General features: G+C 47.1%; 26 protein-coding genes and 1 other RNA gene. 15 read left to right on the forward strand and 12 right to left on the reverse strand.

The window, feature by feature from the left end; all coding sequences use genetic code 11:
* Nucleotides 1–15 precede the first annotated feature (15 nt).
* The 5 genes from ACQ5ES_RS00890 (at nucleotide 16) to ssrA (ending at nucleotide 3873) form a co-directional block, all read left to right on the forward strand.
* Entirely contained in the window at nucleotides 16–1167 is a 1152-nt protein-coding gene (locus ACQ5ES_RS00890; RefSeq protein ID WP_445014079.1) for a peptidase C39 family protein, read from the forward strand.
* 60 nt (nucleotides 1168–1227) lie between these two features.
* Nucleotides 1228–2331 carry an oxidoreductase gene (locus ACQ5ES_RS00895; RefSeq protein ID WP_445014080.1) on the forward strand — a complete coding sequence of 368 codons (1104 nt, stop codon included), beginning with the start codon at nucleotides 1228–1230 and terminating at the stop codon, nucleotides 2329–2331.
* Nucleotides 2328–2738 carry a VOC family protein gene (locus ACQ5ES_RS00900; RefSeq protein ID WP_445014081.1) on the forward strand — a complete coding sequence of 137 codons (411 nt, stop codon included), beginning with the start codon at nucleotides 2328–2330 and terminating at the stop codon, nucleotides 2736–2738. Before ACQ5ES_RS00895 ends, ACQ5ES_RS00900 begins: the two co-directional genes overlap by 4 nt.
* A gap of 55 nt (nucleotides 2739–2793) precedes the next feature.
* Nucleotides 2794–3447, forward strand: coding sequence for an isoprenoid biosynthesis glyoxalase ElbB (gene elbB / locus ACQ5ES_RS00905; RefSeq protein ID WP_445014082.1), 654 nt, complete (start codon nucleotides 2794–2796; stop codon nucleotides 3445–3447).
* A 66-nt stretch (nucleotides 3448–3513) separates the two neighbouring features.
* Nucleotides 3514–3873, forward strand: a transfer-messenger RNA (tmRNA) gene (ssrA, locus tag ACQ5ES_RS00910).
* Between the two features lie 115 nt (nucleotides 3874–3988).
* On the opposite strand, the gene ACQ5ES_RS00915 is transcribed toward ssrA, so the two are convergent.
* On the reverse strand, nucleotides 3989–4150 hold the full coding sequence (locus ACQ5ES_RS00915; RefSeq protein WP_445014083.1) for a hypothetical protein: 162 nt from the start codon (nucleotides 4148–4150) through the stop codon (nucleotides 3989–3991).
* Between the two features lie 412 nt (nucleotides 4151–4562).
* On the opposite strand from ACQ5ES_RS00915, the gene ACQ5ES_RS00920 reads away from it, so the two are divergent.
* Both ACQ5ES_RS00920 and ACQ5ES_RS00925 read left to right on the forward strand, forming a co-directional pair.
* The gene (locus ACQ5ES_RS00920; RefSeq protein WP_445014084.1) at nucleotides 4563–4886 is read left to right on the forward strand and encodes a DUF817 family protein; all 324 of its coding nucleotides are present in this window, start codon (nucleotides 4563–4565) and stop codon (nucleotides 4884–4886) included.
* Nucleotides 4887–4898: 12 nt separating this feature from the next.
* On the forward strand, nucleotides 4899–5099 hold the full coding sequence (locus tag ACQ5ES_RS00925) for a DUF817 family protein (RefSeq protein WP_445015348.1): 201 nt from the start codon (nucleotides 4899–4901) through the stop codon (nucleotides 5097–5099).
* Between the two features lie 43 nt (nucleotides 5100–5142).
* Here the strand turns inward: ACQ5ES_RS00925 and ACQ5ES_RS00930 are convergent, their stop codons facing one another.
* The 5 genes from ACQ5ES_RS00930 to ACQ5ES_RS00950 all read right to left on the reverse strand — a co-directional run bounded on the left by ACQ5ES_RS00930 (nucleotide 5143) and on the right by ACQ5ES_RS00950 (nucleotide 15104).
* The gene (locus tag ACQ5ES_RS00930) at nucleotides 5143–6816 is read right to left on the reverse strand and encodes a diguanylate cyclase (protein ID WP_445014085.1); all 1674 of its coding nucleotides are present in this window, start codon (nucleotides 6814–6816) and stop codon (nucleotides 5143–5145) included.
* Nucleotides 6803–7198 (reverse strand): response regulator, encoded by a 396-nt coding sequence (locus ACQ5ES_RS00935; RefSeq protein WP_445014086.1) that lies wholly within the window; start codon nucleotides 7196–7198, stop codon nucleotides 6803–6805. The genes ACQ5ES_RS00930 and ACQ5ES_RS00935 overlap by 14 nt, the downstream gene beginning before the upstream one ends.
* Nucleotides 7191–10016 (reverse strand): ATP-binding protein, encoded by a 2826-nt coding sequence (locus ACQ5ES_RS00940; protein ID WP_445014087.1) that lies wholly within the window; start codon nucleotides 10014–10016, stop codon nucleotides 7191–7193. Before ACQ5ES_RS00940 ends, ACQ5ES_RS00935 begins: the two co-directional genes overlap by 8 nt.
* Complete coding sequence (locus ACQ5ES_RS00945) at nucleotides 10013–13279, reverse strand: PAS domain S-box protein (RefSeq protein WP_445014088.1); 3267 nt, start codon at nucleotides 13277–13279, stop codon at nucleotides 10013–10015. Before ACQ5ES_RS00945 ends, ACQ5ES_RS00940 begins: the two co-directional genes overlap by 4 nt.
* 775 nt (nucleotides 13280–14054) lie before the next feature.
* Nucleotides 14055–15104: an NAD(P)-dependent alcohol dehydrogenase gene (locus ACQ5ES_RS00950; RefSeq protein ID WP_445014089.1), complete on the reverse strand. Its 1050-nt coding sequence runs from the start codon at nucleotides 15102–15104 to the stop codon at nucleotides 14055–14057.
* Nucleotides 15105–15282: 178 nt separating this feature from the next.
* Here ACQ5ES_RS00950 and ACQ5ES_RS00955 point away from each other — a divergent pair, with 178 nt between their 5' ends.
* Together ACQ5ES_RS00955 and ACQ5ES_RS00960 are read left to right on the forward strand one after the other, a co-directional pair.
* A complete protein-coding gene (locus ACQ5ES_RS00955; RefSeq protein WP_445014090.1) occupies nucleotides 15283–15420 on the forward strand; it encodes a hypothetical protein in 138 nt (45 codons plus the stop codon).
* A gap of 98 nt (nucleotides 15421–15518) precedes the next feature.
* Nucleotides 15519–15683, forward strand: coding sequence for a zinc-binding dehydrogenase (locus tag ACQ5ES_RS00960; RefSeq protein WP_445014091.1), 165 nt, complete (start codon nucleotides 15519–15521; stop codon nucleotides 15681–15683).
* Nucleotides 15684–15689: 6 nt separating this feature from the next.
* Here ACQ5ES_RS00960 and ACQ5ES_RS00965 read toward each other — a convergent pair whose 3' ends face one another.
* Nucleotides 15690–16580, reverse strand: coding sequence for a hypothetical protein (locus ACQ5ES_RS00965; RefSeq protein ID WP_445014092.1), 891 nt, complete (start codon nucleotides 16578–16580; stop codon nucleotides 15690–15692).
* Between the two features lie 113 nt (nucleotides 16581–16693).
* On the opposite strand from ACQ5ES_RS00965, the gene ACQ5ES_RS00970 reads away from it, so the two are divergent.
* Entirely contained in the window at nucleotides 16694–17593 is a 900-nt protein-coding gene (locus tag ACQ5ES_RS00970; protein ID WP_445014093.1) for a glycosyltransferase family 2 protein, read from the forward strand.
* A 234-nt stretch (nucleotides 17594–17827) separates the two neighbouring features.
* On the opposite strand, the gene ACQ5ES_RS00975 is transcribed toward ACQ5ES_RS00970, so the two are convergent.
* Nucleotides 17828–18547, reverse strand: coding sequence for an ATP-grasp domain-containing protein (locus ACQ5ES_RS00975; protein WP_445014094.1), 720 nt, complete (start codon nucleotides 18545–18547; stop codon nucleotides 17828–17830).
* Nucleotides 18548–18699: 152 nt separating this feature from the next.
* Here ACQ5ES_RS00975 and ACQ5ES_RS00980 point away from each other — a divergent pair, with 152 nt between their 5' ends.
* The gene (locus tag ACQ5ES_RS00980; RefSeq protein ID WP_445014095.1) at nucleotides 18700–18864 is read left to right on the forward strand and encodes a sigma factor-like helix-turn-helix DNA-binding protein; all 165 of its coding nucleotides are present in this window, start codon (nucleotides 18700–18702) and stop codon (nucleotides 18862–18864) included.
* A gap of 3 nt (nucleotides 18865–18867) precedes the next feature.
* A complete protein-coding gene (locus ACQ5ES_RS00985) occupies nucleotides 18868–19236 on the forward strand; it encodes a DUF6768 family protein (protein ID WP_445014096.1) in 369 nt (122 codons plus the stop codon).
* Here the strand turns inward: ACQ5ES_RS00985 and ACQ5ES_RS00990 are convergent.
* The gene (locus tag ACQ5ES_RS00990; RefSeq protein ID WP_445014097.1) at nucleotides 19233–20129 is read right to left on the reverse strand and encodes a LysR family transcriptional regulator; all 897 of its coding nucleotides are present in this window, start codon (nucleotides 20127–20129) and stop codon (nucleotides 19233–19235) included. The two genes, ACQ5ES_RS00985 and ACQ5ES_RS00990, sit on opposite strands and share 4 nt — an antisense overlap.
* Nucleotides 20130–20248: 119 nt before the next feature.
* Here ACQ5ES_RS00990 and ACQ5ES_RS00995 point away from each other — a divergent pair, with 119 nt between their 5' ends.
* Nucleotides 20249–20428, forward strand: coding sequence for a hypothetical protein (locus ACQ5ES_RS00995; protein WP_445014098.1), 180 nt, complete (start codon nucleotides 20249–20251; stop codon nucleotides 20426–20428).
* A gap of 24 nt (nucleotides 20429–20452) precedes the next feature.
* Here the strand turns inward: ACQ5ES_RS00995 and ACQ5ES_RS01000 are convergent, their stop codons facing one another.
* Nucleotides 20453–20947: a DUF4199 domain-containing protein gene (locus ACQ5ES_RS01000; protein WP_445014099.1), complete on the reverse strand. Its 495-nt coding sequence runs from the start codon at nucleotides 20945–20947 to the stop codon at nucleotides 20453–20455.
* Between the two features lie 203 nt (nucleotides 20948–21150).
* Between ACQ5ES_RS01000 and ACQ5ES_RS01005 the strand changes: the two genes are divergently transcribed.
* Complete coding sequence (locus ACQ5ES_RS01005) at nucleotides 21151–21543, forward strand: thiol-disulfide oxidoreductase DCC family protein (protein WP_445014100.1); 393 nt, start codon at nucleotides 21151–21153, stop codon at nucleotides 21541–21543.
* 77 nt (nucleotides 21544–21620) lie between these two features.
* Here ACQ5ES_RS01005 and ACQ5ES_RS01010 read toward each other — a convergent pair whose 3' ends face one another.
* Complete coding sequence (locus ACQ5ES_RS01010; RefSeq protein WP_445014101.1) at nucleotides 21621–21875, reverse strand: hypothetical protein; 255 nt, start codon at nucleotides 21873–21875, stop codon at nucleotides 21621–21623.
* A 159-nt stretch (nucleotides 21876–22034) separates the two neighbouring features.
* On the opposite strand from ACQ5ES_RS01010, the gene ACQ5ES_RS01015 reads away from it, so the two are divergent.
* Entirely contained in the window at nucleotides 22035–22469 is a 435-nt protein-coding gene (locus tag ACQ5ES_RS01015) for a SixA phosphatase family protein (protein ID WP_445014102.1), read from the forward strand.
* 18 nt (nucleotides 22470–22487) lie between these two features.
* Here ACQ5ES_RS01015 and ACQ5ES_RS01020 read toward each other — a convergent pair whose 3' ends face one another.
* Nucleotides 22488–25382 carry a ligand-binding sensor domain-containing diguanylate cyclase gene (locus ACQ5ES_RS01020; RefSeq protein ID WP_445014103.1) on the reverse strand — a complete coding sequence of 965 codons (2895 nt, stop codon included), beginning with the start codon at nucleotides 25380–25382 and terminating at the stop codon, nucleotides 22488–22490.
* Nucleotides 25383–25408 lie beyond the last annotated feature (26 nt).

Genomic DNA, 25408 nt, shown 5'->3' on the forward strand with positions numbered 1-25408 from the left:
TAGGACGCTACGGCCATGGCTACAACTAGAGGCGCTGCACAAGCTTTAGCACTTGTCCGCGCCACCCGGCACCACATTGATGCCCTCGAGAGCATCGAACAGGCGAGTTTTACCACCGACCGCATTAGTCGACGGAGCTTCAAACGCTTCATTGATCAGGGCATCGGTGATTTTCAGGTTGCGCAGTTGGGTGAGCGGGTAATTGGCTATTATATTGTCCTGTACCGACAAGCGACGCAACTGGCGCGGCTTTATTCGCTGGCGGTGTTGCCGGAGTTCCGCCGTCGTGGCTTCGGCAAAGTCCTGCTCGATGCTGCGGAACATGATGCTGACGAGCGCCACTGCCTGTTTCTTCGGCTGGAAGTGAAAATCGATAATCAGGCGGCACTGGCGCTTTATCACGGCGCTAGTTACTACGATATGGAGATCCGGCCGGAGTATTACGAAGACGACAGTGATGCGCTGGTATTGCAGAAGCTTTTGCCGCGTTTTGAACCGTCGGCCGGCGATAATGGTGGCCAACGCTTAGTTCCATACCGAACGCAAACCACAGACTTCACCTGTGGCCCGGCGAGTTTGCTGATGGCGATGGCCTATTTCGATATTCCGTCGCAGGATCCGCACCATGAGGAGCTGGAGATCTGGCGTGAAGCCACGACGATTTTCATGACCTCAGGTCACGGTGGCTGCGGACCTCACGGTTTGGCTCGCGCAGCAATTCGGCGCGGTATGCATGTGGTCTTGCATGTCAGTCACGACGGTCCGTTGCTGATGGACTCGGTGCGTAGCGCTGATAAAAAGCAAATCATGGCACGTATTCAAGAGTCGGATATTGCCGCGTTGAAGGCGGCAAACGTTGCCATTGAAACAGGCGATTACAGCTTAACTCAGTTGATGGCAGATCTTGCCGAGGGTAACGTGGTGGTGGCGCTGATCAGCACCTACGTATTTGATGAGAGCAAAGCGCCGCACTGGGTGGTGATATGCGCCGCTGATGAAAATTACGTGTACATCAACGATCCTGATCAGGACGCATTGCCATGGCAATCGGCGGCAGAGCGTCAGTATTTGCCTATTCCGATGGCAACCTTCCGCCGCGCCTTTGGTTTTGGTCGGCGTAAACAAAAAGCTGCACTGGTTTTGTCACGACCTGCCACCGCGACTTGATCAAAACCCCCAACTCCCTTAGCGTAAAGTAATAACTAACCTTTCCACGTCGAGACTATTATGTTTGATTCTGAGTTTTCGAGTATAGAATTTGCTGGCATGAAGCTAGCGAACCGATTTGCCGTCGCACCAATGACGCGAGTAAGCGCGCAGTCCAATGGCCGCGCCAATGATCTCATGGTAGAGCACTATAAGCGTTACGCTGAAGGTGGCTTTGCGCTGATCATTACCGAGGGTATTTATCCTGATCAAGATGCAAGTCAGGGTTACGAGAACCAACCGGGACTCGCCGATGCCTTGCAAGGCGAATCATGGCAGCCGATTATTCGTGCGGTGCATGAGCATGACGCCAAGATTATTGCGCAGCTGATGCATGCCGGTGCGCAAATGCAATACAACAGTGCTGGCGAGCAGCCGCTCGGCATTACCGAACAACAGCCAGTAGGCAAACCTCTGGGTCTGTATGGCGATCAAGACGCCTGGCAAGACGTAAAAATGATGGACGAGAGCGACTTTGAACGGGTGCTCAACGGTTTTTTGCATGGTATTCGTAACGCCGTAGAAGCTGGTTTTGATGGTGTTGAACTACACGGCGCTAATGGCTACTTGCTGAATGAACTCTTGAGTACGCATTTCAATACCCGCGAAGACAAATGGGGCGGTGACATGCAACGCCGCGCGCAATTCGTGGTGGACGTAGTAAAATCGGCCCGCGAAATGGTTGCGGATGACTTTGTGCTGGGCATTCGTTTGTCACAAATCACCATTACCGATGCTGATTATCAGTGGCCTGAAGGTGAAGAAGGCTTTTCCTGGTTGGTACAGGCGTTGGCTGAGGCGGGCGTTGACTATATTCACACCACGGACAATGACGCGAATCGTCCGGCACTGAAAGAGGGTACGCGTGCCCTTGCTGAGGTTGTGCGCGACGCCCAGATTCCGTTGATTGTAAATGGTGGTATCGACGCGTCGAACTACGCCAAAATGGCCGCCCATTATCCAGGTGCGTTACTGGCACTTGGCAAAGCGGCGCTGGCTGATCCGCAGTTCGTTAACAAAGTAAAAGACGGCGATAAGCCAGATGAACTGGATTTTGCCATGTTGCAGCCCATCGCCAATGTTGAAAACGAAATGCGCTGGCGTGAACAGCAGGGCAATGAATGAAACCAGCGATTAGTTACATCACTCTGGGGGTCGATGATCTCGAACAGGCTGTTGTTTTTTACCGTGACGTGCTGGGATTACCGACGGAAGGTATTATCGGCACCGAATTTGAGCACGGTGCCGTGGCTTTCTTCAAAATGGCCGGTGGGCTGACGTTCGCGCTGTGGGAACGCGACAGTATTGCTCATGATTGTGGGGTCGAAAAAGGGGGTCCTGATCGCACCGCCATGATGCTGGCACATAACGTAGCGAGCGCGGACGAGGTTGACACCATCATGTCGGGTTTGCCTGCTGAAGCGCTAGTTAAACCTGCGCGGGAGTTGTTCTGGGGCGGCTACGGTGGCGTATTCTCTGATCCGGACGGCCACCTATGGGAAGTGGTGTTCAACCCCAGGCATGGGGCTTGAAAATAGCTCAGCGCGGCACTATATCTTTAGGTAGTCAGGCAACAAAGGATAAGTCATGAAAAAAGTAGCCGTATTACTTTCAGGTTCAGGTGTATTCGATGGTGCTGAAGTTAATGAAGCCGTTTTGACCTTGCTGCACATTAGCAAGCGCGGGGCGAGCTATGAGTGTTTTGCACCGGACATTGAGCAAACCCAGGTGGTGAACCATTTGAACGGCGAACAGACCAGTGAAAAGCGTAACGTGCTTGCTGAAGCTGCGCGGATCGTCCGAGGCGAAGTTAAGCCGCTAAGCGAGCTAAATGCCGCGGAGTTTGACGCGCTAATATTACCGGGTGGCTTTGGTGTCGCGAAAAACTTCTGCGATTTTGCCGAACGAGGCGCAGACATGCGGGTAAACAAAGAGGTGTTGGCGATCGGCAGAGCTTTTGCCGAAGCAAACAAACCCGCCGGCTATTTGTGCATTGCACCAGTGTTGTTGCCGCATATTTATGGTGAAGGTGTAAACGTCACGGTTGGTAACGATAAGGAAGTGGCCAGCGCCATTGAAAAAATGGGCGGCGTACACGTTGATTGCCCGGTAGACGACATTGTTGCAGACGATGCACGGCTGTTAGTCACGACACCGGCGTATATGTTGGCTGAGAATTTAGTCGATGCCGAGAAGGGCATCAGTAAGTTAGTAGAAAAAGTACTCTACATGGCTGCTTAAGCACGGAACTTCTAGCGTCTAAGCCGTGTCTGATGTATAGTAAGGACGATTTTGAAAGAAAGACCTGGGGCTGATATGGATTCGACGGGATACACGAAACCCAAGGTGCATGCCGAGGTGAGGCTGGCCTCGTAAAAAGCCTCAACTTAATAGTTGCAAACGACGACAACTACGCACTAGCGGCTTAATAACCCGCTACGCCCGACCCCTAGCGCTTTGTCTGCGAGACTAGGATCAGTCGGTTCACCCCAAAGTAGACTCGCGTGGAGGCTTCGCCCGTAGCCAAAGCGTTAAAACCAATCGGGATCGTCACCTTAAGTAGCCTGTCTGTCGGCGACTTGGTGATTAACTAAATGACAGACTAAGCATGTAGTACCGAGGATGTAGGTATTGCGGACGCGGGTTCAATTCCCGCCAGCTCCACCAATTCCAGATAAAAAGCCGCTCAACCGAGCGGCTTTTTTTATGCCTGCGGGTTGCAACCGGTAGCCCGGTAGCCCGTACTTCTAGTACGGGTCACACCCGCCGCTTCCGAAGACCTTCAATCCGCCTCCAAAGTCGACATATCAATCACAATCCGGTGTGCGACTTCGCCTTTCTCCAGGCGCTTCAGGGCATCGTTGATTTCATCCATGCGGATCATCTCGCACTTCGGATGGATGTCATGTTCGGCGCAGAAGTCGTGAGGGGGGGAGGGTGACACAAAAACACTGGGCGTAATAGAACTCACGCATTACACGAACACGCGTTGGGTGTTCTTAACGATTACCTCGCTGCACCAGCTGATCCCAAAACCGGTAAACGCAGGGACTACGGTGGCGTACCTCGCGAACGAACTGGCAACCCGCCTTAAACATCCTAAATTCAGATACTTAAAAACTTCTGCTGCTCGGTACACATATTGGTCAATGAAACTTAACCGACGGTGAGATCCCTATGGGGGGTATTTCAGCAGTAAGCTTAGGGGCTTACCTATCACCGGCTAATTATTGGTTACTAGACGTACCAATGAATGATGTAAACAGTGGTAGCTATAAGTATTAGTATTACCGACATTGCCAAGGTTAAGAACTCACGATAAACCTGATCAGTAGTGATCGGTAATACCGAGAGTAATGTTTTATTGGCTATCCGGTGTAAAGCAAGCCTATGCATGTATGTTTGGTGACTTTTTATTGGCGTTAGTGGTGATTACCAAGTTCTGGTATCCCCTTGAAGCGCTCCACCGATATGACTTTGTCTTTTTAGCGGCTATCGCCTTTCAGCTATTCTTCATCACTTTTCGGTTGGAAGTATGGCGCGAGTTCACAGTCATTTTTACACTGCAGGTAACAATTTTAGTGTGCCATATCGTCGCAACGGTTGACGCTATAGGAGCCTGGTTATATCCCGAACAGTATGTTTTTGGAATTGCCAACTTGCCGCTGTTGCTGGGTTGATTTTTAGTCGCACTGTTTATTTGGTTTGCGGAGAACATCGGGACCTACGCGAATATCTGGATTTACCCGAACCAGACAGACGACTGGGAAATGGTCTCCGTTGCCAAGCTTAGCTCCTGGTTCTTGTTGATGTTACTGAGCTTTGTTCTGGTCGCTTCTATCAATCAATTGAAAATAAGAAAAGCGGGGGGAGTCAGAGGATCAACGTGCTAAGGCGTGTGCTTGAACGTTTTCGAAAAAGTTGAATATAGCAAGTCTATTGTCGCGTACTGACTTGGTTGCGACCATTCTTTTTACTCGCGTAGAGCGCTTTATCCGCGGCTTCGACAAGCTCTGAAGCGTCAATTTGAGCAGGTAAGTCATTTGAACAAACACAGCCCGCTGACAATGTGCAGCAAAACGTTTGGTTATCTGCCAAAAATTGCATTTCACTAAAAGCTATTCGTATAGCATCGACTATTTTAACCGCGTCATGCTCCTGAGTGTTTGGCAAAATAACCAAAAACTCTTCGCCCCCGTAGCGGCCAACAATGTCAGTTTGCCGAAACCGGTGACGTAGCAAGGCTGCAAGTGATGCGATGACAGTATCGCCGGTGGAGTGACCGTAAGTATCATTAACACGTTTGAAGTAATCGATATCCAGCATAACTATAGATATCGGGCTTTCCTCGCGACGAGCCCGCATGAGTTCTCGTTCTGCGTGCTCCTTAATGGTTGCGTGTTTTAATAGACCTGTTAGTCCGTCTTTACTGATTAACTGCTCCAAATTCCTTGCACGTTGAACTCTAGAACGAATCGAGGAAATCAAACGTTCGTTCGAGATAGGTTTTACTAAAAAGTCATCGGCATCAAACAATAGTGCTTCGGTCTGTTTGTCGAGGTTTCGTTCGGCTGAGAGGTACACAATAGGAAGGCTTTCAAACTGCACATTTTGCCGAACTAACAGTGCTATATCGATACCAGAGTACTCCGGCATTTCCATATCAAGCAGCAGCAATTCAGGCCGAAACTCATTCAGTTCTGAGACAATATTTCTGACGTCGTGAAGAATACTCACCTGCACCCCTTGCGACTCTAACTTTAACTTCATTAGAGAACAGAGCTCTTTGTCGTCATCAATTAGCATGACACGAGGTTGTGCGGACTTCTCCTTGTTGACTACCGCTTCTAAATGGCTGATTAGTTTTGATAGGTCGACCGGCTTCTTTAAAAAGCTTGTTGCGCGAATTTTCGCAGCTTTTATTCGCTGAGCAAAAGTATCGTTTTCAGACAGCATGATAAGCCCTTTAGGGGCTTCTTCTGTAGTTGTGAAAAGTGTTTTGAAATCTTCTTTGGCATTGAATGGGTGGCCGTCCATATCAATAATAGTCGCATCCGGCCAGCCTCCTTTATCCGCTAATTTAAGTGCTTCTTTCAGGGTTACGGTGTTTATTTTAAAGTTGAAGTTTACAAGCTGCTTCGAAAATTGGGCGGCTAATTGTTCGTTTTCTTCAATGAGCCATACTTCGCCTTCATGAGCTGAACGGGACGGATTACTTTTCCGGGGCGTTTTATCAGTGCTCGGAGACTGACTAGAAGAGGATGCATTATCAACACCGGTTCCATCTAACAGCTGACAAAAATGCGTGACATCATTACTAATTAGTTTAATGACCGTGTCTTGCTCTGAATGACTTGCAGCCTCTTTTAATTTTTCGTCAATACGGCGTGCTTCTTTGCTGATTTTTTCAAAGCCGAAAGTTCCTGCAGAGCCGCTGATGGAGTGCAGTATAAGATGTATCTCATTAGCTCTTTGCTGGGCGTTAGTGAGGCTTAATCCGTCTAATAGAGAAGTTAGTTTCGACTTATCTGACACCAGGCGTTCTTTGTACTGATCCCGAATGGCCTGGATTTCAGTCTGTAAATCTTCAGGCACATTATGGTTGCTCATGAGCGCGACTCCAAATTTCTTTTAGTTGGTTCGGTAACGTCATTGGGTCGAAAGGTTTGGCGATGACGTCCTGGGCACCGAGCTCTTTTAGCTCTTTAACTTCAGAGTTTAAAACTTTGGCGGTGAAAAATACCACGGGTGTATTATCATCCAAGAGACCTCTCTTTTTAAGTTCCTTCAGAGTATGAGGCCCGTCCAAGTCAGGCATCATAACGTCTAACAATACCAAGTCGGGTTTAAAGTCAGCTATTTGCTCAATTGCCTCGTGGCCCGACGAGCAGATGAGAGATGTAAACCCGCCAACTTTATCAAGAGACAGCTTTGCAATGGCCTGGATGTCTGGTTCGTCATCCACCAATAAAACACGTTTTAACTCAGACATGGGGTCTCCTATTCTCATTGTTGCCAGCGAGTTTATCGATCAATTCAACGAAGTTGGTACGCGTGAAGTTTGCTTTATCCATAATCGCATCGACACGGCTAGCTTTTTCAAGTGACACCTCGGGGTCGGATGTAACAACGATCTTTATTGCTTCATGAGTACTGTTTGCAATTTCAATGATGTCGTAACCAGAGCTGTCTGGTGAAAGAATATCAAATATTAAAACATCATATTTGTTTGATAATAATTTTTGCTTCGCCTGCTGTATAGAACATGCCGTATCGACCTCATAGTTATCTTTTAGTATGGCGGTGATAACAGCGGAAAAATCATCAGAGTCTTCTACATGTAATACGGACTTTTTATTAGAAAGGTTGGTTTTTGTCGGCAGAGAAAACCAAAATCTTGTTTTCTGGTTTGGTTTTGAGTCAAAGCCAATGGCTCCTTCCATTTTTTCGATAATTGTTTTCGTGATAGCAAGCCCAAGCCCAGTGCCGCCTTTATTTCGTGAATCTGACGACTGGGCTTGTGCAAAAGGCTCGAATACTCTGTTTTTAAAAGCCTCAGGAATTCCGGAGCCGTGATCAATAATCTCGATAAGAACATTTTGCCCCGTGATTGATGCAGTCACCTGAACCTCACCACCATCCGGCGAGAACTTGGCAGCATTAGAGATTAAATTGGTCATTACCTGCACAAACCGTAGCTGATCAACGACGATAAAAGCATCTGCTGATAATCTATTGTTAAATTTAATAAACGCGTTTTGCTGCGCTACATAGCTGCAATTTTCTTCAATGGCTTGTTCTAACAATAATTTGAGCGAATGTTCCTGAAACTTAAAAGTTAAGTTGCCTGAAGTCAGCTTTTCAATGTCGAGTAGGTCGTTAATTAGGAGTGTTAGTCGTTTACTGTTCCGGCTGGCCAAGTCCAGCACATTTTTTGTTTCCTCTGAAAAGCTCTTTTCTTCAAACGATAGTAGTGAGAGAGCGCCAGAAATCACTGAAAGAGGAGTTCTTAATTCATGGCTCACCGTGGATAAAAATTGCGATTTTAATCTTTCAGCTTGTTCAGCGGCCTCTTTCGCGAACACCAAGGACGAAATTTCATGCATTGCGCCCAGCATCGACCGAGGAACACCTGACTCATCACACAGGATCACGGCATGGCCTTTCATCCAGCGCAGTTCCTGGTTATCGGTCCTGACAATGCGAAACGTGGTTTCAAGCGCAGGTGGTGGTTCAATAAATGGCTCGTTTTCAACGGCCTTGCGCTTTAACTTATTTAGTAGCTCGTCAAACTCTTGTCTTTCTTCCTGACAAAACACAGGTTTAATACTTTGATACTGACCATGAAAATCGTTATGAGCTAAACCCGTAAGTGCATACATCTGCTCATTCCAGAGCATTTTATGGCTTTTTAAATCGAGTTCCCAGACACCAATATTGGCTACTTTGGTGGCTGACTCTAGCCGCTCTTTCAGTTCCTTCAATGATTGTTGATCAAAGACATGTTGGCTTATATCAGTCACCAAACCTAAGTAGCCAACAGCATTTCCGTCGTTGTTAAACTCTTTAGTAACAATCAGTTCTACCGGAATGCGTTTTCCTGATTTGGATATGTAGGTCCAGCTATCTTTTTCCGAACCGTCAATATCAGGAACTGCTGTAAATACAGAAAATCCGGAAATATCTCTGCCCAGCTGTGCAGTAAGTACTTTTTTCTTTTTGGCTACTTCGTCGGCATCGTGAAAAATTGCCGGCGTTGTTTTACCAACGACTTCGTCGGCTGAATATCCAAGCATACGCTCGGCGCCGCGGTTAAATACAGTTATCACACCGGTTTTGTCGGTTGCAATGATGGCCGTTTCTGTGGCTGCGTTAAGCACGTGGTTTAGCTTACTGTTAACATCGCTTAGTTCTTTTGTGCGATCTTTGACTTGTGTTGATAGGGAGTTGAGTAACTTTTGCTGATAAACATGCCGAGTCAAAAAATAAATGCCAAGCACTCCAGCAAAAGCCAGACTCCAAATGATAAAGCGGGCAGGCCATAAATTAGGCTGCTCCTCGTTAACAGTAATAGCTAGCTGCCAGTCTCCGCTGGGAGTTTCTACAACAGTTGTTGCGGATGCATCAGTAAAAACAGAGCTATCTCCTAAAAATGTGTCCCTATTAATACCACTCGCGTGCCGTAATCCGAGTTTTGCAGACATCTCTGATTGTTCAATCTCTCCCATTAACGATTGAAATAAACTATCTGCGTCGATAACAGCGCTGATCATGCCCCAGTAATTATCATTAAGGTACACAGGAGCACGGTAAATTAGCCCTAAACCACCCTGAACCAAAGGCAAAGGGCCATTTAGGGCTGCAGCATTTGATTCAATAATTTGTTTGATCGACGGCCACTGAGATGGCAGTTTTTCGTAGTTTAAGCCAAGCGCCGCTTCGTTTCCCTCAAGGGGGATAATCCAGGAAAGTTTATTATCAGGTGCAATACCAATATTCCTAAAGAAGGGACTAAATTGATAAACCTGTTCAAGCATTGAGTTTATTTCATCTGGGACAATGTCCCCGTTGCGTGCAATAACATAAGCCTCGATTCCATGCGTCAAAAATATGGTCCCATTAAGCTCTGTTTCAAGTTGAGATTTAAGCCTAATAGCAAGCTCCGATGCGCTGCGTTCCAGATCCGCTTGCTGATTTCTTTTATACTCATAAATAATGTATTCAGTCGTACCGATAAAACTGAAAAACAGCAAGGCGGCAATTAACTTGAGCCAGCGTGAGCTGTCATATGACTGCCGGGAATAGCTCATTCATCTACCCCAAGATCGCATGTGGGCTTTGGCAGCATGATGAAAAAGTCTGTACCAGTTGAATCTGTGATAAAATCAATGCTGCCTCCCAAGCGATCAACAATCTCTTTTGATATAGATAATCCGAGGCCAGTACCGCCGGTCGCGCGAGTATTGCTCGAATTCGCTTGAGCGAACTTCTCAAATACTCTTGGATGAAATTCCTCGGGGATTCCATCGCCGTTATCCTTTACTGATATTCGAACATATTCACCTGTTTCTTCAGCAAATATTTTTACCGTCTCACCTTTTGGTGAGAACTTGACGGCGTTTGAAATTAGGTTGGCAAGAACTTGTTCAAACCGTTGAGCATCGACATAAATACAAAGCGACGGATCGGTAGCGTATAACTCTAGATTAACCTCGTAACGACGACAATAGGGCGTATTGCGGTCAATAATCCCTTCCAGTAAAGGAGCTACGAGCAGCGCCTCAAACTGCATTTGCATTCTTCCGGCTAGCAACTTTTCGAGATCCAGTATGTCATTAATCAGCAAGTTCATGCGAACACTATTCTTTTTAGCAACCTCTATCATTTCTGTGGCCTGCGTGGGGAGGTCGCCAAAAGTACCGCCAAGCAGCAAGTCGAGTGCGCCGGTGATCGATGTTATTGGAGTGCGTAGCTCATGACTTACCGTTGAGACGAAGGCATTTTTAATTTCTTCGTTACGTTTCCGTTCTGAGATATCTTCGATGATGGACCAAATCAGTTTTTTGCCATTGTCGTCATATACGACCATACCGTTTAACAGGACAGGGTAACGACTACCATCTTTACGAATGTATTCTTTTTCAAAGGGACCATAGCGGCCAGTATCCGCCAAAATTTCCAGTTGCTTGATTTCTTCCTCTTCATACTTGCGAGGTGTCACGTCCCAGTAACTTAAAGAAATAAACTCTTCGCGTGTATACCCAGTGGGCGCTAACAGCGCATTATTTAAGTCAACAAACCTTCCCGTCTTAAAGTCATTTAATGCAATACCAATCGGCGACAGCTCGAACAGCCCACGTAAACGGCTCTCGCTATTTTCCAGTGCTTCATTTTTATGTTTAAACTCCAGAGAGGAAGAGACCCAGCGGGCGAGTAAGCTTAAAAATTGCTTTTCAGTCTCCTTAAAGGGCTCTTTCCTGGGGATTGCGGAAGAAAAGTTAAGCGTGCCAAACGGCTCACCATTGACTTCTATGGCTAAACCGATGTATGACTCAAGACCAAATGCCTCGTAACAGGGGTGTTGCCGGTACTTGGATGTCGCCATATTTTCAATGGCAACGGTTTCACCCTCAGACATCACTATTTGGCAATAGGTGTCTTTAAGTGGGAATATTTGTCCGGTTTTTAAGTCGGCCTCTTCTGGCGCATTATAGGCGATGATCTCATATTCTTGTGCTTGCTCATTAATTCTACTGACAATACCGAGCTCTAGGTTCAAGTAGGTGCATGCCAAGTTAAGGCCTTGAGTAATTCGCCAAAGAGGGTTCTCAGGGGAAAGTGAGGCAATCTGGTTAAGCGCTTTAAAGGCTGCAAGCTGAGCTTGTAACTCTTCTTGGTTTTGCTTCTGCTGCGTGATGTTGAGAATAAATCCATCGAAATAATCAACATCGCCCGATTCATTTTTGATCGCCCTGCCTTTTTCCTGAGCCCAGCGAATGCCTCCATCGCGATGCAAAATTCGGTACTCGAGGAGCCACTCTTTATTATTTTCAATGGATTTTGATACTTCCCACTCCAATCTCTCTTTATCATCAGGGTGAATAACACTGTCATAGCTACGAACGGCATTCTGAATAAAGTCGGTTGCAGGGTATCCCGATAGAGGGTCTATCTTGTCACTCATATAAAGCATCGTCCAATGCCTATCGTGAAGGCAGCGATAGGTCACACCCGGAATATTATTCACAAGTGAGCGAAACTGAGCTTCACTAGCTTTTAATGCTTGTTCACTTTTTATTTGCTGGGTTATATCGCGAACCGCGAATACGTAGTGAGTTTCAGCGCCGACGACGAGGGGGGCACCGTTAACTGATAACGCTTTCCATTCACCATTCGGCCAATGGACTGCATGTTGCACGTCGCTAATAGGTTGACCGGTTCGACGGACAACAGAAAAAGGAAGCTCTTCGGGGGGGAAGAATGAGCCATCGATTTTAGTAATTTGCCAGCGCGGGTCGTCAAAGGTTGCATTAGTTTTATCCGGTGAGGCTTGTGGCTCTAACCCCAAAACATTGATTGCTTCGGCATTTGCGTAAGTGAATTTACCCGCCTTATCGAGTACAAAGAAAGCAACAACATTACTATTAAAAATCTTTTCAAGAAATTCGCGCTGAGACTCTATTTCTATGTCTGTTTGTTTCTGTTTAGTGATGTCTTCATGCGTGCCAGAGATGAGAAGAGGTTCGCCACTCTCAGTAGTCGAAACCAACTGGCCACGGGCATGGACCCATACCCAATGTCCCTCTTTATGACGCATGCGAGCGTTGAAATCATAGAACTCGGACTCACCGCGGAAATGTTCTTGCAGTAATTCATTAGACTTTTCCAAATCGTCAGGATGTGCAAGCGACATCCATGTATCGATTGAGATGGGTTCAAGTTCCGCCAGGGTATAGCCAACTATATTCGCCCAGCGTTCATTAAAGACCGTCTCCCCGGTTTGGACATTCCATTCCCAGGTGCCGACATTGGTTCCCTCTAAAATAGCCTGTAGCCGTTGTTCATTTTTTTTCGTTGCTTTGAGCTTTTCAGTGAGCTTGATTTCATCCTGCACCGCGGCCGCAATATCTTGCAAAATGCTTTTCTCTGCAGCAGAAAGTACGCGGGGGCGCGTATCTATGATACAGATGGTGCCAACCCGGAAACCATCTATGCTTTGAATGGGACAGCCGGCATAAAACCGGATTTCTGGCTCATCAACGACTAACGGGTTATCTCTAAACCGGCTGTCTTCCTTTGTGTCATTAACTTCAAACACTTTGTCGTTGAGTATGCTGTAGGCGCAGAATGCAAATTCACGTGGTGTTTCTGAAACCGAAAGGCCTTGCTTAGATTTAAACCATTGTCGATGCTCATCGACAAGGGAGATAAGAGCTATTGGAACGTTCAGGGCAGTTTGTGCAATGCGAGATAGTCGATCAAATCGTTCTTCCGGGGGAGAGTCCAGCAGTCCCGTTTCTCGTAACGCTTTTAAACGTTTTTGTTCATTATCCGGGATATCAGCTGGTTTCATTTAAACGCTCCACTTTATAACCGACTCAGAACAATACTATGGAGCTAGGTAAGGAACTGCAATGATTTTATGCTGAGCGAGTCTTAAAAGGTGCGGGAATCGAACCGGCACGTTCGGGGGAGTTTCGAAGTATCGGAGATAAGAACTGACCAAGCCGAGTGTTTTGAATTTTAGAAACTGGTGCAGGGTAGTCATGTTTAATTGGCTTTCTCCCTTCTTTGGCCGTCCCAGGCGAGCATTGCCGGAGTTAATAGAAGCGTAATAAAGGTGGCAACTAACAGTCCGTCAACCAGTGCTGTAGATAACGGGGTAGAACCCATGTAGGTAAGTTCATAATTAGCTCCATGATCATTGAATACTCATAACTGATCTGATCCTGTAATCTTTAACCATGAGTCAGACGGTAAGCTTGGGGGCTTACCTATCACTGTCTAAGCATTGGTTACTAGGTGAGCTCGATGACTATAATAAGTCAAGTGAGAAGCTCGGAAAGAAAGCCAGGAGGCTCAAGAGAAAGCTGGATAAGGAACAAGGAGATAGCTGATTCATTAAGCTCGATTTTTAGTATTCCATTATGTATTCCAAGAGCCGTTGTTTATATATAAAAAATTTTATTATCAGGGTTTTACTGTTGAAATAAGACTCCCGCCAGCTCCACCAATTCCAGATAAAAAGCCGCTCAACCGAGCGGCTTTTTTTATACCTGCGGGTTGCAACCGGTATCCCGGTAGCCCGTACTTCTGGTACGGGTCAAACCTGCCGCTTCCGAAGACCTTCAATCCGCCTCCAAAGTCGACATATCAATCACAATCCGGTGTGCGACTTCGCCTTTCTCCAGGCGCTTCAGGGCGTCATTGATTTCATCCATGCGGATCATTTCGCACTTCGGATGGATGTCATGTTCGGCGCAGAAGTCGAGTACCTCCTGAGTGCGGGGGATACCGCCGATTAATGAGCCGGAAACGCCGCGATTGCCGAATACCATGGGCATGGTATTCAGTTCATCGACAGGGCCAACCTGACCAACTACTACCAATGTCCCGCCGACATCCAGTAACGGCATATAGGGGTTTAAATCGTGTTTGACCGGAACCGTATTGATAATGAGATCCAGACTGTTGGCAGCACTTTCCATTGCCTCTTTATCAGTGGAAAGGACGACGTCGTCTGCGCCCATTTCTCTGGCCGTGTCGACCTTACCCTCGGAATGGGTCAGTACGGTAACCTTAGCGCCCATTGCTTTTGCTAACTTCACTGCCATGTGGCCGAGACCGCCAAGACCGATTACGCCAACTCTGCTGCCTTCTTCTACTTCAAAGTCGCGTAATGGCGCAAAGGTGGTGATCCCCGCACAGAGAATAGGTGCGGCGCGTTTCATATCCAGTTTATCTGACACCGACAGCACAAATTCTTCCCGCACCACGATGTGCTTGGAGTAGCCGCCGTAGGTTATCTTGCCGTTGATTCGATCAGGGCTGTTGTAGGTTTGCGTCATGCCTTCGCGGCAGAACTGTTCGTCACCATGTTCACACTGATCGCATTCCTGGCAGCTGTCGACCATGCAACCAACGGCGACATTGTCGCCTACTTGATAGTTTTTCACGTCTTTGCCGACATCAATCACCTTGCCGACAATTTCGTGGCCGGGGACCATCGGATATTCACTCATCTTCCAGTCATTACGCAGCTGATGGAGGTCAGAGTGACAGATGCCGGTGTACAGGATCTCAATTGCCACGTCATTGTCGCGCAAATCGCGGCGCTCGAAATGAAACGGAGTTAAGTCATCCTGTGCTGAATGCGCTGCATAGCCAAGGGTTTTCATAAATTCTCCTTTACTGAGTTCAAAAGTTAGCTTTCAGATAATCAATAAGTCTAGCTGGCTATTTGAAATCTGCGCGGACCTTTTTATTTCCACGCCACTTTAAAAACACGACTTTTGTGCCAATCTCAATAGGTAAAGACTAGCAATATGCCCACCCTTCAATAAAAGGATTGCGATTATGGCGGACAAAATCAAAGCGTTACGACTTAAAGAACCATTTGGGCTGGATAATATCCAGGTGACCGAAATCGATGATCCGGGTCAGCCTGGTCCCGGAGAGGTTCGGGTACATTACCGCAATCCATCAATGCGGTAGCTATTGGCGGACATATTGCATTGATCGGGGTGTTGACTGGCAGCGCAGGTGAAGTTTCGACCGCGAAGCTGATGGCTAAGCACGCTCGGTTGTAGGGCTTGATCGTAGGAAGCAGTGAGCAGCAAAAAGAGCTGGTGCGCGCGTTAGAAGCTAACGGGGTAAAACCCGTGATCGATAAGTCTTTTGCGCTGGAAGAGTTAGCTGACGCCTTTCGCTACGAAGAAGCCGGCAAACACTTCGGTAAAATCTGCCTGGAGTTTTAACCGGCTTCACGAAAAAACTTTGAAATAAGCGTTCAACTGAGCGAATTGTTGATCGTTGCCGCCGTCGGCTTGCTTATTGAGGGTCCACAGGGACTCGCCCTTGCTGCCTTTCCAGGTGATGAGCTTAGGGTTGTTGCCGACGCGGCGTATTGTGCTTTGGTTGATGCGCGCCATAAAGTACCACCATAAGTCATCGGCGTAGGGTGCTAGCTGTTGGGCTAATTCGCTATCGGTTGCTTGTTCGGCAAGCGCCCCTGGTGGGAACAAAACTCCGGCACCACTGGTGAAAAACAGCATGGGGTCAGGCCCGCGAACTTCAGTTTTTGACTGCCACTTACGATAAGGTAAAACCTGTCCTGAGTTATTGTCTGTCTTGATTCTATGTGCGCGGCAACAAAGAATTTCGGTGTCGTTTCCCACATAGCTCTGAGTCAACTCTTGCAACCAGTTCTCGCGGTAGTAAATATCGTCATCAGCGGTCACGTGAAATGCTGTGGGATATTCGTGTAACGCCGGAATGAGCTTCTTATAAGAACGTATGTCGGTAGCGACGGGTAAAATCGTTAGACCATATTTAGTTAATCGAATCACTGAGTCGGGTAGCTGTTTAATATCTTCTTCGAAGAGCCACAAGTTGAGCTGGTCAAATTGCGTATTTTGCAGAAGAAGTGACTTTAAGGTGAGGTCAAGCGTCGCAAAACGGGCAGGAAATGAGGTTAAATTGATCATCAGGGTTCGATGACTAAGTGAATTCGGTTGTCGTTGAACCTCGCCATGTACTTCTGTCCAGCGTGATTCGACGAGTTTGTCTGCATTACGTTTTAGCGCCGTGCCGGCAATGGATTTGTATTTGCGTAGCAGATGGTAGCGAATAGCCTGAAGCGAAAATAGAGTCACAATTGTACCTTTATACTTATTTTTTTCTTTGCAGTGACGACAAGTTGCTCTAGTGTAGGAGGGCAAACGCCGAAGCTTAATACTATAATAATAAAACTCAAAAGGCTGAAGTAATGAGCACACCCACAATGGTTAATTCGAGTTTAGAATTCCTTCTCAGGTTTGCTGCGTCGGGATATATGCCGGCGCGTTGGTTTTATCCAGCACCTAAACATCAAACCTTAAAGAACAAGCCTGGACCGCTAAAATCTTTCGAAGTTGTGTCGCACTGTTGGCAATACTCTCATCTACTTGCGTTTCAATTGCAATCTTTGGTTGATTATCCGCCAACGGATTTTGAACTCATTTATACTGGCTTTTACAACACGTCAGACGACAAAACCGTTGAATTAATTGCGCACTTTGAGCAACAAGAAATCAAAAATGTGCGTTGGAATTTTCAGCCGTTACCAAAAAACAAATTATTACGTCGCGCTATTGGCCGAAATAAAGCTGCAAAAACGACTAAAGCAGATTGGATTTGGTTTACCGACTGCGACGTTATTTTTGGTAAAAATACCTGTTCCTCTTTACAGAAGCAGCTATCGAAAGAACGTTCTATTTTGGTTTTTCCAGAACAGGTTTTACGTACGGCATTGCTTTGTAAAGACCATTCATTGCTAAATTCTGACAACAAATCAGGCGTTGATTTGTCGGTGTTGGTGCCGTGGAAACTCAACAAACATCGTTATGAAAAAGCGACCGGAGCCGTACAAATTGTGCATGGTGATATCGCCCGCAAGTATGGCTATTGTGAACACATCAGTTGCTACCAAACTCCACAGCAGCGGTGGGTAAAGACCTATGAAGACCGGGCATTTCGTTGGGTTCTTGGAACCCACGGAACCCCGCGGCCAATAGAAAATGTATCGGTCATACGCCATGAAGAAAAGGGACGTTACAAGCAAAACACCATGTCCGCGAAACTACGCAAGGCGAACAGGCGTTTAAAAGATAAACTATTCGCACGTTAGCTTGGTCAAAATAGCCTTGGGCTATTTTGACGCCAACTTAATGAGGTAGTCCGCTAACGCCCCCATACCTGTGCTCGACACTGCGGCACTCTGCTCCGCAGGTTGATTATAGTTGGTGTTGGTATTCACGTCGTACACAAATAATTTACCCTGAGAATTTTCGATAAATTCGATGCCAGCAATATCGATACCCGTCTGGTGCAGAAAGTTTTCCAGTGCGTCAATAATGGCGTGCTAGTCAAAACGCTGAGTAATGGTGAACTTGTTTGACTGTTGATCGGTAGGGCAGAATTGCTCTTCGATCGAACAGTTGTCGGCGGGACAAAGTTCGAAACCATCTTCGGTATTCACTTGTACTGTGTATAAGAAACGCTGACCAACAAATTCTGCGCGCGTGATAAAGGGTTCACGCGGCTGGATGTATTCTTGTAACAGCCAGGTGCCATCTAATGGTTCGTCCAAATCTTCGCGTTCGAGATAGGCCGCCAGCTCTGTTACTGCGTCAAAGCGTTGCACACCCAAGCCTTTGCCACCGCGATTCGGTTTAACAATTAATGGCCAGTGATTGAATTCCTCTGCGGCCGCAATTAACTGTTGTTTACCCACCACAGCATGCGTTTTTGGTACGTTCAACCCAGCTTGCTGCAAAGCTGCGTATTGGGATAATTTACAAACCTCTAACGCCAAAACCCGGCGATCGTTGACCACAGTTCTGTGGTTACTTTCCAGCCAGGTCAACACCGCCTTAGTAAGCTCCGGCGCATAACGATGCCCACGGGTGTGTGACGATGCGCTCATGCGGTTGTAGTACACCGCGTCGGCGGGGACCTCAGTGAAGGGCACTGTACCGTTGTCGAGAAACCATTCGTTGGCGGTTACCCCACGCTGGCGAAACTCCTCGCGCAGAGGAACTAACCATTCATCATTCTCATGGATAATAACGATGTCTCTCATAGGTACCTCGTGATCGGATTACTGAGCGTGTCATTACAACTTTTCCTCGGCCAGCAATCAATATGAATGGATTATAACTTGGACGATGTGATTCTAACCAGTCGACAGTAGCGAACGCTACTTAAAAACAATTAATTTCCCTGAACCTAACGGTGAACGAGGTTATTGAACTATATTCTTTGCACGATCTTGAGGTGAACTCGATAGCCCTATTACTTGAAGTGCCAAATGGCACGGTGAAGTCCCGACTGCATCGGGCGCGGAATCAATTAAAAGCGTATTATTTGGCGGAACAGGTAGCAGAACAGGAGAACTAACAGATGGCAACTGATGATAAGTTTGAGCAACAATTAAACGAGCAGTCCGCTGAATTACAGCGGCTGATGAAGGACGATTCTGGGCTAATAGGGTACTTAAAAGCTGGTTTTACTTCTAATTTCAGCTGGGTCATGAAAGTAGCTTATTTGCTGGCGATTGTCTTAACCGTATTCATTTTTTGGACGGGTTATGAGTTTTTCACCGCAGCAGCAGACGAGCAACTGTTTTGGGGAGTTTTGCTGATTCTGGTATTCAACGCGCAGGTTGCCACCAAGATCTGGATTTTCCTGGAAACTGGGCGTAATCATACCGGAAAGGAAATCCGGCGGATGGAAGTCCGTCTGGCCCAGCGCTTCAGCGAGCTCAGTTAGCTCAACCGATTTTGTAAGTAATCCAGCACCACCGTTACTGCAGCGGTGGTGTATTTGCGTTCGGGATACAACAGATGCACAGGTACCGGCTGAGGCATAAAGTCGTCAAGGGCTGTCTCAATCTCCCCGCTATTGATAAGTTCGTTCAATGAATAACTGGGCAGATAAGCTAACCCCAGATCTGCAAGCAGCGCGGCACGCATGGCGCGGTTATCGGACACTGCGAAACGGCCATTCACTGTTACCTGCAGCAGCTCGCCGTCGTTAAAAAAACGCCACTGCTTATCGGTGACCCTAGCACTGTCGGTAATGCACTGGTGCAATCTCGCTTTATAACTCAGTTCATCAGGATGTTTGGGCGTTGGATGCTGAGCGAAGTAACTGCGCGAACCCACGAGCACGATCGACAAGGGAGCAACTTTACGAAAGTAAAAGTTGGAGTCTTTCAATGCCCCGCAACGAATAGCGATATCGACCTTTTCACCGACCAGATCCACCACGCGATTGGTTAATTGCAAATCAATATCGATTTCAGGATAACGTTTCAGCAGTTCTGGCATTAATGGAGCGATGCGCGTGGCACCGTAATTGACGGGTGCAGTTAGGGTCACGCGACCGCTCGGAGTAGAACGCATCGCGCCAATGTGTTCATAGGCAAGGTCGGCTTCCTGCACAATTTCGCGACAATGTTGGTAAAAGTCTAATCCAGCAACCGTGGGAGAGAGTTTACGGGTAGTGCGAATCAGAAGTTTGGTTTGTAATTGCTCTTCCAGCCGCGCAATAGCTTTACTCACAGCGCTTTTTGATAGCTCTAGTTGCTGCGCAGCGCGGGTAAAGCTACCGGTCTGCATAATTGCGGCAAATACCGCCATGTCGGCAAAACGTTCAAGCATCTAACTCACCATTGTTTCTACATGGAAATAATAAGTTTCCAATTTACCATCTAATAATAATCTGTGGAAACAATATACTTATCTTGCTTTCACAAACCAACATTTATTTGGAGAACGAGATGAAATTTTCAAAAGACTTCTTAAAAGCACTTAGCGGTGTTGCGCGCGGCACTATGGTTCACCAGGGAAACTACAAGGTCGCGCAGCTACGTCAACCAGTGATCAAACCTCATGGCTATGACGAAATGCTGGCTAAACTGCGCTGCTGCGTAGAGCAGCGCCAATGTTGCGTAGCTTGATAAGTTGTGCAACCCAAGCGGCAGTTAGGTAGTATGCCGCTTAGGGTCTTTATTCTTCGTACGCAGAAAGAAAGCTACGAGAGCGCTGGTAATAACCCCCATAATGAGTGCGCCGATGACCGACTGAATTATGTAGGATTGCAGCGAGAAGTACTCTCGCGCCGTTGCTGGCTCCATCATGCCTTCACTGATAGTAAATGCCTGCATATTGGCGAAGAAATTAGGTGAGATCAGGTAATGTGCAATAATTTGTAGTAGCGGTGACAACACGGCGACAACTACGGCAATGATCAGCCCACTAACAAAACCTTGCGCCCAGCGCATTTCTTGATTTGGCAATGATGCACGTTTATCACGTAATGCCAGCACATAAATAACAATCGCGACAATGGCAAATAAGCTGGTAAAGTAACGGTGATACTCAATATGTTCAGCGTGTAAGCCAGCGACGCGTTCGATGACCAACCATAACAAAATCGCGCCTGAAAATAATACGCCCCATTTTAGCTCCTTCAGCATCGCAGTTTCCTTATTGTTTTGAGTCGACGTGAGATAATTTTTAATTAAGTCTATGCTCAATGGTAGTCGCAAAATTACGAAAAGAAAATCTCAACTAAGTGGGCTCAAAAACTTGATCAAGGTCAAAGTTTACAACACATAACCTTTTAAAATTTAGGGATAGTTACTAACGAACGACGAAGGTTCGTAATGGGGGTCAGACGTTGTCTACTAAATTAATTTTGTTTTACGATGGAGGTTGCCCTCTTTGCGTTCGTGAAATGCGCCACCTCAAATCGCTGGACGAAGGTAAGCATTTGCAGTTTGAAAGTATTTGGGCAGCGGATTTCGCCGAGCGTTTTCCGGAAGTTGACGTTGCTGAGGCTAATCAAATTCTGCATGGTAAAGCGTCAAATGGTCAGATGCTTTACGGACTCGATGTCACTTATGCTGCCTGGTCAGCGGTGGGTCGTGGTTGGCTGATTGCACCACTAAGGTGGCCAGGAATACGTTGGTTTGCCGATAAAGGCTATCTAAGCTTTGCTAAGCATCGTAATCGTCTCTCGAAATTGATTACCGGCAAAGCACGATGTGAGCAGTGTTCTTTGGACGAATGATAGCCGGGCGCTTAAGTGCTCGATCTGAACGGAAAAACGCAGTTTAAAAAGAGGGCCAAGAGGCCCTCATTAGCTCATTAGGAATAGCTATTCATACCCATCATGCCGACGCCAAAACCAAGCATTGCAAAGATAAAAGCGAGCACTATTGCAATAAGCATCCACAATAAAGTGGCTTTCGCCCAATTGGATTTTGACGGTTTGGTGCCGCTTGAAAAAGCCCAAATGATTAGCGCAATAAGGTTCACAATTGGAATAAATGTGAGCAGAAGTGTCAGCATCCATTCACCTACGCTGACTGTACTTGAGCTATCAAAACCTTGATGGTCCATAGTTTTTATCCTTGTTATTAGTAGAAAAGTAGAACAACATTAAGACCTTAGGCGCACCAATAAATGGTGTCAATTAAAAAAATTAAGTGAATCTTTATGAGTCGCATTTTAATTTTAACTACCTTGATGTGTATTGGAGTCTTTGGGAGTAGTTCAGTCATGGCACAGGACTTTTCAATTATTGTAGTAAGACATGCCGAAAAAGCGGTTGCCGAGAGTGACCCCCCACTTAGCGAGAAAGGGCAATGTCGTGCTCAGGCGCTAGCGGAATTGCTGAGTAAAGTGAAAATTTCGGCAATTTACAGCACCGCCTATAAACGTACCGAGCAGACCGTGCAACCCTTAGCAGAACAGCTGGGTTTAGAGGTTGAGACCTATGGCGCGGGAGGTGGTGCGAACTTAGCCGGGCAGTTGCGCGATGCGCAACAGACGGTGTTGGTTGTTGGCCATAGCAATACGGTTCCTGCAATTGTCCGCGCCCTGAAGGTTGAGGTGGAAGATCTTACCGAGCAGGATTACGGTGATGTCTTTCTGGTGCAGTTTCGCGAAGGTAAACCTCAACTTTTACGGTTAATGATCCCACTTCCGGATTAGGATGAATAAATTTTTCCTTTACTCGTCTGATGGTGCTATTTCAGTGCGATTGCGGCCTTCATGCTTGGCACTATAGAGTGCTTTGTCGGCACGGCGGATAAGGCTTGCCGCAGTTTCTCCGGGAATGTACGAGGCACCGCCAAAACTACTGGTGACGACAAGGTTGTTAACTAAGTCATGTAAATCTGCTTGCATGATCGCCTTACGAATGCGCTCACAAATTGTATCGAGACTGGCTGCATGTGCACCAGACAGTAAAATGGCAAACTCTTCACCGCCCCAACGGGCAATCATGTCGCTTTCTCGGGCAGATTCGCGAATGATAAGTGCGACACGTCTAAGGACTTGATCGCCTGTAGTGTGCAAATAGCGGTCATTTATTTCTTTGAAATGATCAAGATCCATCAATATTAGGGCTAACGGCTGTTGGCCCCCATGTTGCGCGACTTTTTGTCGAAGTAACTCATCAAAGGCGCGGCGATTGGCGAGCTTGGTGAGACTGTCTTGATGGGCTAATTTTTGCAATGTCTTGGTTTGTTCACGCACCAGGTGCTGTAGCCGTTCTTTGCTGCGGGTAACGCTATAGACTCGCAGTCTCAAACCGAGAATGAACAATAATACCAAAGTTAGTCCGACTGCAATCCAAATACTCGGGCGCTGCCAAAGCGTGGGAAGTTTGTGCAAAGTAAAGGTTGCGGCATCGCTCCATTCACCATCTGGATACGCTGTCTGGACCTGAAAAATAAAGGCTCGGGGCGGCAGCTCAGTGTAAGACACGTTAAGCTGAGACCTCGTCGGCTCCACCCAGTCCTGGTCATAGCCTGCTAGTTGCACACGATAGCGAATGCTTTCAGGATACTGGTATCCTAACCCAACAAACTGAAACTCAACGCGCCGGGTGGTGGCATCAAGATAGGTGTTTGGCGAAATGGCGCGACCATCAGCCGTAACTTGTTCAATGACCGGCTGTGGTGGTGTTTGGCGAATAGTAGCACTTTGTGCAGGAATGTAGTGGCCGATGCCACGCGATGTCGCTGCCCAAAGGTCTCCATCTCTGGCGGCTAACATGGGGGGACCACCGGTATTAATTTGTGCACTGGCCAGGCCGTGATGGTTGTCGTAAAAAATGTGAGGAAGCGGTGTGGCGGGGTTATCATCATTAAGTGCGATATCGAAATCTTTAGCAGCAATATAAACCAACCCCCGTCCGGAACCTAGCCAAAGATTGCCTTCGTGATCGAGCGTGACATCAAAGAATTTAATCGTTGGCAAACCGTTATCATCATCAAATAATTGCCAGACGTCTTTGCCTTTCGTGTGTACCAGCAAACCACGATCGGAGGCGACGTAAATGTGTGATGTGTTCTCGTAAAAGCCAAAAATAAACTCAGCGTCACTGACTGAGCTGACATCAATACGTTCAATTTGACCATTGTTCAGACGCGACAATCCGCGCATGCTGCCGATCAGGATCTCGCCGTTATGCGTCTCGTGGATGGCGTAAATGATTTCGTCGGGCAGTCCGTCATCTGCACCAAAATAATTAGGGGGCTGCAAGGTTCCGTCGGCATTGATTCGACTGCGCAAGACACCAACCGACGTTGCCGCATACAAATAACCGTCGCTGGCGAGTAATAAACCTCGGATATCATTGCCGGGAAAACCATTCATTTCATTATAATGCGCTATTTGCTGACCATTCTCGAGAATGTAGAGACCATTGGTGAAGGTTCCAATGTACAGGCGTTCTTCACGGTCGATAGCGAAACTAAGTATACTTTCGTTGATTACTTTGCTGGTCGTTTCAAGAGGTAGCACTGTCTCGTTTTTAATACGTCTAACCCCACCTAAGCCGCCAACCAGAACAGTCCCGTCAGCAGTTTCAGCAATCGCACGTACATAGTCATAACCCAGACCATCTTCCGCGCGATGACTATGAAATTGTGCTTGTCGGAATTGCACGAGGCCGCGGTGGGTGCCGACCCAAAGGGTATATTCCCGGTCCATAAATATACTCAAAATATGGTTGTTAGGCAGACCGGTTGCGACTGACATCATTTGCGGTGTTGCGTCTGTTAACCTGGTTAGTCCGTGTTCGTGCGTGCCAACCCAAAAAGTTGCATCCGGAGCTTGATAAAGCTCGGTAATGGTACTCGGATAGCGTGTTGGCCATTTACTCACGGTAAGCTGTTCGGAATCGACAACGAAGATCTCACGGTCAAGACTCACATAAATTTGTTTATCTTGTGCCGCAACGATACCGAAGCTATAACCATTGGGAAGCTGTTCAAGGGTGCGAAACACATCTTGGCCGGCGTCGTAGTAGGCTGCACCTTCGTCCGTGCCGACCCAAATTCGACCTTGGTGGTCTTGTTCCAGTTCCAATACCGTAGCACTGGGTAAGCCTTCGGTCTCGGTATACTGAGTGCGTGTCCCATCGCACTCACGAATAACTCCAGTATTAACAGTTCCGTACCAGGTACATTTAGGGGCGGTAAACAGGGCGTAATCGACACGGTCAAATACCCGTGGTTGCGGTAGCCAATGACCGCCAGTCGGTGAGCTTTGAAAATAGCTCACGCCGCCACGTGTTCCGGTTGAAATGATTTGCTTGGTAAATGGATTTTCAGCGACATAAAGTGAGCCTGGGTCAGGTAGGCCAGTGGCTTGCGAGAATAACTGGAAGCTGCGGCCATTGAAGCGTACTGGTCCTTCCCAGCTTGCTATCCAAAGATATCCTTGGCTGTCTTGGGTGATGTGATTGACCGAATTATGAGGAAGTCCATCGGTGGTCGTCCAAACCCGAATTGCGCGATCGCTTAACGGCGGCGCTGTTGGTTCTGCAACTGCGGTAGTAATGGAAAAGGTTATCGCCAAAATTCCCAAAATAACTTTTTTGTACGCTATATGCATTCGTGTATAGTTCCATTAAGCTTGGC

It is taken from the genome of Pseudidiomarina xizangensis, from assembly GCF_052541995.1.